General features: G+C 66.0%; 6 protein-coding genes and 1 pseudogene. 3 read left to right on the forward strand and 4 right to left on the reverse strand.

Features of this window, described 5'->3' with window-relative positions:
- Positions 1 to 645, reverse strand: a pseudogene (locus MOV75_RS23835) (TIGR01620 family protein); the annotation flags it as partial.
- Positions 642 to 2,111, reverse strand: a complete 1,470-nt coding sequence (locus MOV75_RS23840; protein ID WP_247006725.1) for a YcjX family protein — start codon at positions 2,109 to 2,111, stop codon at positions 642 to 644. The gene MOV75_RS23840 and the pseudogene MOV75_RS23835, both read right to left, overlap by 4 nt.
- A gap of 181 nt (positions 2,112 to 2,292) precedes the next feature.
- Here MOV75_RS23840 and MOV75_RS23845 point away from each other — a divergent pair, with 181 nt between their 5' ends.
- Entirely contained in the window at positions 2,293 to 2,988 is a 696-nt protein-coding gene (locus MOV75_RS23845) for a hemolysin III family protein (protein ID WP_246930531.1), read from the forward strand.
- Positions 2,989 to 3,029: 41 nt separating this feature from the next.
- On the forward strand, positions 3,030 to 3,824 hold the full coding sequence (locus MOV75_RS23850) for an SDR family oxidoreductase (RefSeq protein WP_246930529.1): 795 nt from the start codon (positions 3,030 to 3,032) through the stop codon (positions 3,822 to 3,824).
- 144 nt (positions 3,825 to 3,968) lie between these two features.
- Here the strand turns inward: MOV75_RS23850 and MOV75_RS23855 are convergent, their stop codons facing one another.
- A complete protein-coding gene (locus MOV75_RS23855; protein ID WP_246930527.1) occupies positions 3,969 to 4,430 on the reverse strand; it encodes a MarR family winged helix-turn-helix transcriptional regulator in 462 nt (153 codons plus the stop codon).
- A gap of 75 nt (positions 4,431 to 4,505) precedes the next feature.
- On the opposite strand from MOV75_RS23855, the gene MOV75_RS23860 reads away from it, so the two are divergent.
- Positions 4,506 to 5,282, forward strand: a complete 777-nt coding sequence (locus MOV75_RS23860; RefSeq protein ID WP_246930525.1) for an SDR family NAD(P)-dependent oxidoreductase — start codon at positions 4,506 to 4,508, stop codon at positions 5,280 to 5,282.
- A gap of 87 nt (positions 5,283 to 5,369) precedes the next feature.
- On the opposite strand, the gene MOV75_RS23865 is transcribed toward MOV75_RS23860, so the two are convergent.
- A partial coding sequence (locus MOV75_RS23865; RefSeq protein ID WP_247006726.1) for a thiamine pyrophosphate-dependent enzyme occupies positions 5,370 to 6,258 on the reverse strand: 889 nt, incomplete at its 5' end.

Here is a 6,258-nt window from a genome sequence, read left to right on the forward strand (position 1 = left end):
CACGATCGAAACCTTTTGCGCGGCTGACGACACCAGCCGCCGCGCCTCGGCATCCAGCGGCGACATCAGCTCGCGCTCGGCGAGCCGGATCATGTCGGCGCCGTCGATGATCTCACCGGTGTGGCTCTCCAGGGTGGCGCGGGCGCGCGCGAGCTGCGGGTTTTGGTGCGCGATCTTGAGTAGGTCCTGCACGATGACGCGGCTCTCCTTGCGATCGTCGCTGGCAAGGACTGCGGCGGCACGCTGATGCAACTGCTCGATCGCGGCGAGGCGCGCGAGACCGAACGCCTCGCGGCCGATCACCACCGCGAGCGCAAGCGCGGTCACGAGCGCAAACGCTAACCCGACATAGCCGAGGCTTTCGCTGCGCGCAAACAAATCCTCGATCAGATGGACGACGCCGAGCCCGGTGCCGAGCAGCGTCAACCCGGCAACGCCCGACCAGAACAGCGCGCCCCAGGGAAAACCGCGGCGCGCGGGAAGCGCGGTTTGAATCGGCACCGGCAGCGCCTGCGGATCGTGCTCCGGCGTGATCTGGATCGTGGCGCGACTCAGTCGGCTGGTTTCGTCGGCTTCAGTGACGACGACGCCGGGATCGTCGAGCCGAAACGTCGCCGGCCGCCGTGGCTTCGATCGGTCGTTCATGCGAGCTTGTCTCCGATCAGGAACTGCAAGGCACGGTCGAGGCGGATGTGTGGCAGCGTCGGCGGCTCGCTGCCTTCGCGGTCGAGTGTGGGCGGGCGGAAGCGCAGGAAGCGGAAGTCGCTAGTCTCGGCAGCCTCAGTCGCGAGGCCGCGGAACGCATCGGTGCCGTTGAAGAGCGGCTCGGGATCCAAGGGCAAATCGCCCGGAAAGGTCGCGACCTCGGTGTTGCCGTCGAAGAACTCGCCGCCGGCGCTTTCGCCCGCGGCCGGCGTTCCCAGGATCGACGGTAATTTGTCGCGGCCCTGCGCGACTTGAGCTTCTCTCGTGGCGCGCACCGCGGCCAGCGCCACCACGTCGATCGCCGCGCCAGTATTTTCCGCGCGCGCAACGGCGCCCGAGACGGCGCGGCGCAGCACGGCCTCGAGCCGGTCGTGACTGGAATGATGCAGATGGTCGGCTTTGGTCGCCGCGAATAGGATGCGGTCGATGCGCGGCCGGAACAGGCTGGAGAGGATCGTGCTGCGGCCGATGTTGAAGCAGTCGAGAATGCCGGCCAGCGCTGCCTCGAGGTCGTGCAGCGCCTCGGGGCCGGAGTTGAACGCGGCAAGCCCATCGGCCAGCACGATCTGGCGATCGAGCCGGGCAAAATGATCGCGGAAGAACGGGCGAACCACCACATCCTTGTAGGCCTCGAAGCGGCGCACCATCATCGCCCACAGCGAACCCTCCGGCGCATGGCCGCCGGCGGGCACGTCGAGCGGCGCAAAGGTCAGCGCCGGCGAGCCTGCGAGATTGCCGGGCATCAGGAAGCGACCGGGCGGCAGCAGGCTCATCGCAAAGCGCTCGTCGCGGCAGGCGCGCAAATAGTCGGTGAAGAGTTTTGCGGCGCTGAGCGTCGCCTGCTCGTCCTCGCGGGCCTCGGGCTTGAGCGTTGCGAGATGCGCGTGCCATTCGCTCGCAAGATGCGCACGCGGTGCCTCGCGCGACAGCGCAAGGCTCTCCGCCGACCATTGCTCGAAACTCTTCTTCAGCAGCGGCAGGTCGAGCAGCCATTCGCCGGGATAGTCGACGATGTCCAGTGTCAGCGTGCGGTCGGCGCCGTTGTTGCGCTGATAGTCGATGACGAGCCTGAGCTCGCTGATGTCGACGGTCGAATTCGGCCACCGTCGCTCGTCGATCAGCGCGCGCAGATGGTTTTCATAGGCAAAGCGCGGCACGGCATCGTCGGGCTGCGGCGCCAGATGCGCCCGCGCGATCCGGCCCGAGGCATAGGCCTCGAACACCGGAAACCGGCCGCCGCGGGTGAGGCCGTGGATCAACGCGGTGATGAACACGGTCTTGCCGGCCCGCGACAGGCCGGTAACGCCTAACCGCACCGTCGGGTTGAATAAGTGCTCCCCATAGTCGATCAGCGCCTGGGCCGACAAGCGCGCTTCTTCGACCATATCCTGGAAACTGAATGCCATATGAACGTTAAGGGATCCGGGGCGGGGATAGGCAAAATGGACTAGTCACAAAAGTGGCAACTGCCTGAGGAAAATCAAGCTTCATACTTCCACCGCCTTTGTCGGCAAATCAGCCGTTTGAACGACGCGCCGATCCCGAAACACCCATAGAAGAGGCCATTACCTCATTTTGCGGATTGCCATGACCGACTTCCAACTGAAACACCTTGCATCCACCTCTGTCCACGCCGCGGCCGACGTGATCGGCTGGAACTATGACCGCGCCGAGCTCATCGCTGACGGAGTGGTCCACGCGATCGGCGTCCTCTCCGGCGTCATCGCGGCGACCGTGCTGATGGTGCTGACGGCGGTTTATGCCGACGCCACAGACATCGTCGGCGTCTCGATCTATGTCGCCGGCCTGCTCTCGATGCTGGTGCTGTCGGCGACCTATAATCTCTGGCCGATCTCGCCGGCCAAATGGCTGCTGCGGCGGTTCGATCATTCCGCGATCTATCTCCTGATCGCGGCGACCTACACGCCGTTCATCCTGGAGGTGAAGGACAGCGGGTTCGCGCTGGTGCTGCTCGCCGGGGTCTGGTGCGTTGCGATCCTCGGCATCGTGCTCAAGCTTTGCTGCCCCGGCCGCTTCGACCGCGTCTCGGTCGGCATCTATCTCGCCATGGGCTGGAGCGGCGTGATGCTCTACGACGCCGTGGTCCGGGCGCTGCCCGCGCTGGTGCTGAGCTTCATCCTTGCCGGCGGCCTGCTCTACAGCTTCGGCGTGATCTTTCACGCCTGGCGGCGGCTGCGCTTCCAGAATGCGATCTGGCACGGCTTTGTCTTGGCCGGTGCGGCGTGCCATTATACCGCGGTGCTCGACCTCGTGTTGAGCTGAGCAAGCTTCAAGAAGCGGTATAAGACAAGAGGAGACGTCGCATGCAGGTGACCGGCAAGGTCGTGGTCGTCACGGGCGGCGCAAACGGCATCGGCAAGGCGCTGTGCGAGGCCTTTCACAACGCAGGCGCAGCCAAGGTCGTCGTCGCGGATATGGATGCCGCCAACGCAAGGGCCGTCGCCGCCTTGGTGGATGGCGCGGCCTTCAAATGCGACGTGGCGCAGGAGAAGGACATTTCGCACGTCATCGAGGAGACCGAGCGGCAGTTCGGCCCCATCGCGCTGTTCTGCTCCAATGCCGGCATCGGCGGCGGCTTCGATCCGATGTCGGTCAATGCCGGCGGCGCCTCCGACGAGCCGTGGCAGCGCAGCTGGGCGATCCATGTCATGGCCCATGTCTATGCGGCGCGGCATCTCGTCCCCCGCATGAAGGCGCGCGGCGGCGGCTATTTCCTCAACACGATCTCGGCCGCGGGCCTGCTGTCGCAGGTCGGCAGCCCGGCCTATTCGACGACGAAGCATGCGGCGGTCGGCTTTGCCGAGAATCTCGCGATCTCGCACAAGGCTGACAACATCAAGGTCTCGATCCTCTGCCCGCAGGGCGTCGACACGAACATGCTGCGCTCGATCCCGAAGGGCCCGCAATCCGGCGACGGCGATCTTTCGCCCGAGCAGGTCGCCAAGGACGTGCTCGCCGGCCTCGAGCAGGAGACGTTCCTGATCCTGCCGCACCCCCAGGTGCTCGGCTACATGCGCAAGAAGACCGAGAACTACGACCGCTGGCTCGGCGGCATGGCCAAGATCCAGGCGAAGATGCGGGAAGAGTTCGGAAAGTAGGCTGCCGCTGTCGCTGCGGTTGACCCTGTCATGCCCCGCGAAAGCGAGGCATCCAGTACTCCGCGGCGGTCATTGGTTTGCACAACTGGCGCCGCGGAGTACTGGATCGCCCGGTCGAGCCGGGCGATGACACCGAGAGTGTGGTCACGCCGCTCGCTCCGCCTCATCCTCCACCCGGCTCTGCCTGAGCGCCCGCGCATAGAGCATCATCCCCTCGCGGACCGTGCGCTGTTCCGCTTCCGTCAAAGCGGACAGCGCGCCGCGCACCTGCTGGCGGCCGAACGCGTGCAGCGCCTCGAGCGTGCGCCGGCCCTTCGCCGTCAGCGACAATACCTTGCTGCGCGCATCATTCTCATCCGGCGTCTCCCTGAGCTCGCCGCAATCGATCAGCTTGCGCACCAGGCGGCTGACGCTGGATTTTTCCAGACGCAGGAAATCGCCAAGCTCGCCTGAGGTCATGGGACCGCGGATGCCGATCTCCAGGATCGTGTGCACCGCCGAGGGTGGATAGTCCGAGGCCGCCACGGTCGCATCCATGAAGCCGAGCTCGCGCACCATCAGGCGCGACGCGGCGCGGATGTCGTCGATCAGAGCAAGTTCGGCCATCTTGACTCCCGGCATATAGTTGTATCATACAACTATATGCCCAAAGCGGCGCATGCAAGCGTTTTGGAGTGGACCATGAGCGAAGCTTTGCCGGCAGGTCAGCGGATGGCGGGCAAGGTCTGCCTCGTCACGGGCGGCGGCAGCGGCATCGGCCGCGCCACGGCGATGCGGATGGCATCCGAGGGCGCTGAAGCGATCATCGTCGCCGGCCGGCGCGAAGCCGAGATCGACGCTACCGCCGCTTCGTGCCGCGAGCTTGGTGTGGAGGCGATGGCCCTCAAGACCGACATCACACATGAGGACGACGTCGAACGACTGATGCGTACGGCCGTCGAGCGTTGCGGCCGGCTCGACGTCGCCTTCAACAATGCCGGCTTCCAGGAGCGCCGCGCGCCGCTGCAAGAGCAGGGCACTGAGATCTACGATAGCGTGTTCGACACCAATGTCCGCGCACTGTTCCTGTGCCTACGCCATCAATTGCCAGTCATGCTGGCGCAGGGGCGCGGCAGTATCGTCGTCAACGCCTCCGTCAGCGGCGTGCGCAATCCCAATCCCGGCTTCTCGCTCTATTCGGCCTCCAAGGCCGCCGCGATCTCGCTGACCCGCTCGGCGGCGCTGGAGAACGCCCCGCGCGGCATCCGCATCAACGCCATCGCCCCCGGCCGTGTCGTCACCGACATGATGCTGCGCGCCGGAGTCGGCGATGTCGCGACGGTCAGCGCGGGATTGCCGCTGCGGCGGATGGGAAGCCCGGAGGAAGTGGCGGAGGCCGTGGTGTGGCTGGCATCCGATGCGTCATCGTATGTGGTCGGGCACGTGCTGGCGGCGGATGGGGGATTTTTGGCGTCGTAGCCTCGTAGCCCTGATGAGCGGAGCGACATCCGGGACCTTTGTTGCAGCACCCCGGATATCGCTACGCTCATCCGGGCTGCGGCAGCGTCAATGCTTCTGTCCGTAAAGCACCGGCACCGCCGAATCCACGACGGCCTCGACCAGGCTCGTCCCTTCATGCGCCATGCCGCGCTTCAACGCGTCGCCAAGCTCCGCGGCCTTGGTCACCCGCACCGCATGGCAACCCATGCCTTCGGCGAGCCGGACGAAATCGATACCCGGCAGCTCCAGCCCCGGCACGTTCCTCACCTGCATCACCTGGCTGAACGAGCGCATCGCGCCGTAGCCGGAATTGTTGATGACGACGACGGTCAGCGGCAGCTTGCGTTGCGCCGCGGTCCACAGCGCCTGGATCGAATACATCGCCGAGCCGTCGCCGATCAGGCAGACCGTGCGCTGCTTCGGCTTGCCGAGCGCCATGCCGACCGCGGCGGGCAGCGAATAGCCGAGGCCGCCGCTCGCCATGGTGTAAAAGCTGTCCTGGCCGGGCATCGGCATGAACTTCTGCATCGCCGGCCGGTGCGAGGGAACCTCCTCGACGACCGACGTACCTTCCGGCATCGCCTGCGACAGCGAATGCAGCAGGAATTCGACCGGCAGCGGATCGGCGGCTTGCGGTGCCGGCGGCAGCATGCGGCCTTTTGGCGAGGCGCGCTTGCTCCCCGGCAGCAGGTCGAGCAGCAGGCCCAGCGCCGGCTTCATCGTGGCGATGATGCTGGTGCCAACGGGCGTGACAGCCGCCGCGTCCGGATCATCGGTGATCTGGAAGATCGTCGCGTCGCCGTCGAAGATCGCTGCATGGCCCTCGACATGGAAGGTGAACACCGGTGCGCCGATGACGACGACGAGGTCGTGCGCGCGCAGCGCGTCGGAGAGTTGCGCGGGCGAGGCGTGCAGGAAGCCCGCGAACTGCGGATGCCGCTCCGGGAACGAGCAG

Origin of the sequence: Bradyrhizobium sp. PRIMUS42, assembly GCF_023006515.1 — a bacterium.
Lineage (GTDB): Bacteria > Pseudomonadota > Alphaproteobacteria > Rhizobiales > Xanthobacteraceae > Bradyrhizobium.